General features: G+C 67.4%; 2 protein-coding genes. Both read right to left on the bottom strand.

Features of this window, described 5'->3' with window-relative positions:
- The coding region (locus NTW26_07055; GenBank protein MCX7022015.1) for a glycosyltransferase at nucleotides 1–1,254 on the bottom strand (1,254 nt) is incomplete at its 3' end.
- A partial coding sequence (locus NTW26_07050) for a hypothetical protein (GenBank protein ID MCX7022014.1) occupies nucleotides 1,254–1,999 on the bottom strand: 746 nt, incomplete at its 5' end. The genes NTW26_07055 and NTW26_07050, both read right to left, overlap by 1 nt.

The raw sequence follows: 1,999 nt of genomic DNA, 5'->3' as shown, positions 1-1,999 counted from the left end.
CTGTCCACGGAGGGTATAGTCGAGGACCACGGCCGGCCGAGGCGAGTCGAACCCGGTGAGTGCAATTTTGGCGTGCCCGGCGCGGCCGTCCGCCTTCGGCCGCACCAGCGGAATCACCCGGCCGACGATGAAGAGCACCTTCGCGCCTGGGGAAATGCCGTGGCGCCGGCGGAGCTCGTCGAGGAGGCCCTCGGCCGGCGGAGCGGCGAAGTGGTTGAAGTCCACCCCGGGGTGGATGATCTGTATCCGGTCGGGGGGTACGCCGTGGCCCCGTTCCACTATCTCGGCGCAGTAATGGGCGTTGGCCAACACCGCCGCCGCGGCGCGGAAACTTTTATCGAAGAAGGGCGCCAGGCGTTTATCCTTGGAGAAGCGGAGTGTCTCGGTGCCGTGGGCGTAGATGAGGTACGGCCAGCCGCCGATTGCCGCCAGGAGCATCGCCACCATGGAATCCGGGTGGCAGTAACCCGCGTGGACTGTGTCCGGCGAGCCCTCGGCGATGAGCCGGCAGGCGGCCTCGAAGTCCGCGAGAAATTCGGCGGTCTTCCCCGCGGGGCAGGCGGCGAGGTATGCCCCGATCGTCCCGACTACATTCCGGGACGGGGACCGGCCGGGGAGGAGGTGGGCGGCCTCGGCGGCCCGGCGCGCCAGCCTTCGACACTCCTCCAACCGGAAGCGCCTCCCGGTGTAAACACGCTGGATGGGCACGGGGCTGGCCGCGTCGTGGGAGCGCCAACCGGCGCGGTATCCGTCCAGCACGCGAACGGGGAGACCGCGTTCCCGAAACCCCTCAGCGGCGTGGACCATCGAGGTCTGGATTCCCCCCGCGGAGGGTGGGTACGAGTGGGCCAACAGGAGCACGCCCCCAGTTCTGGGCGGCGCGCCGTGGGGGACGGTCGCCCAGAGCCGTCGGGTGAATTCCCGCGCCGCCACGCGGGACGGGATTTTCCGAAAGAAGGGCAGCGTCCAGAAAAGCCCGCCCTTGGTGAGCCGCTGAACCGGCGTGAAGAGCATGACGAACCAGACCTCCCCGGTCAGGGAAAGGGCCGCGAGGAGGAGCCAGGGCTTTACGTGGCGCTGGTCCTTGCACGCGAGGTAAACGCGTCGGTAGTGCGGATATTTCGCCGCGGCGCGCACCGACCGATAGAGGCCGAAACCTCCCGCCGGGGGGAGGTCGTCGAGGCGGATGCGCTCGCCGGGCGGGGACCACCGGGCCCCCTCGGTGTAGTTGACGTCTATGACCAGGTTGCGCATCAGTGGTACTCTAAAAGGTGTTTCTCGGCTGCGGCCCAGCCCTCGGTCCGGGAGAGGAGGGCGATGTCGTGGATGTTCTGTGTCGTTCCGCTTTCCACCTGCTCGTAGCCTTCGGCGTCCACGCGGAATAAAAGACCGCCCACGCCGCCCGCAAAGCATATTCCGCCGTCCACGGCATCAAGACCGAAGAGGCTCCAACCGGTTTCAGCGATGGTCGAGAGCTCGCCGTCCGACAGATAGAGTACCACGCCGTCCACCGCCAGGAGCCAGGCGTCGCCGGAATCCAGGAGCTTCGCGTCTTCCAGCCGCCCGCAGCCGCACTTCCGGGGCGTCTCCACATTTCCGTTCACAATCCAGGCGTAGAGGCCGTTTCCGTCCGCGTCGCCCCCGACGACGAGGCTCCGGTCCGCCCCCGCGCTCACCGCCCGCCACAGTATCGTTTTGTCTTCGTTGATAAGCTCCCAACCGTCGCGCGACGGCTCCAATCTCCACACTTCGCCGCCGGAGCCCACGGCGAAAACCGTGCCGTCCGATTCCCGCTCCACGTCGGCGAGGAAGGCGGCCGGCGTTTCGGACAGAATGATCTCGGTCCAGCCGTCGTCGGGGTCGTACCGGAGAATGCGCCCGTTTTCCTGATTGTCGAACCCCACCGCCCAGCAGCGACCGCCCTCGTCCGGGGCCACGCCGGTCAGATCGTATTCGTGAAAACCGCTGTATTTTTCCTCCCAGGAGTCCCCGTCGTAGT

The sequence above is a fragment of the bacterium genome (assembly GCA_026398675.1).
GTDB lineage: Bacteria > RBG-13-66-14 > RBG-13-66-14 > RBG-13-66-14 > RBG-13-66-14 > RBG-13-66-14.
The sequence above is the reverse complement of the archived record's forward strand: the minus strand, read 5'-3'. Positions and strand labels throughout refer to the sequence as shown.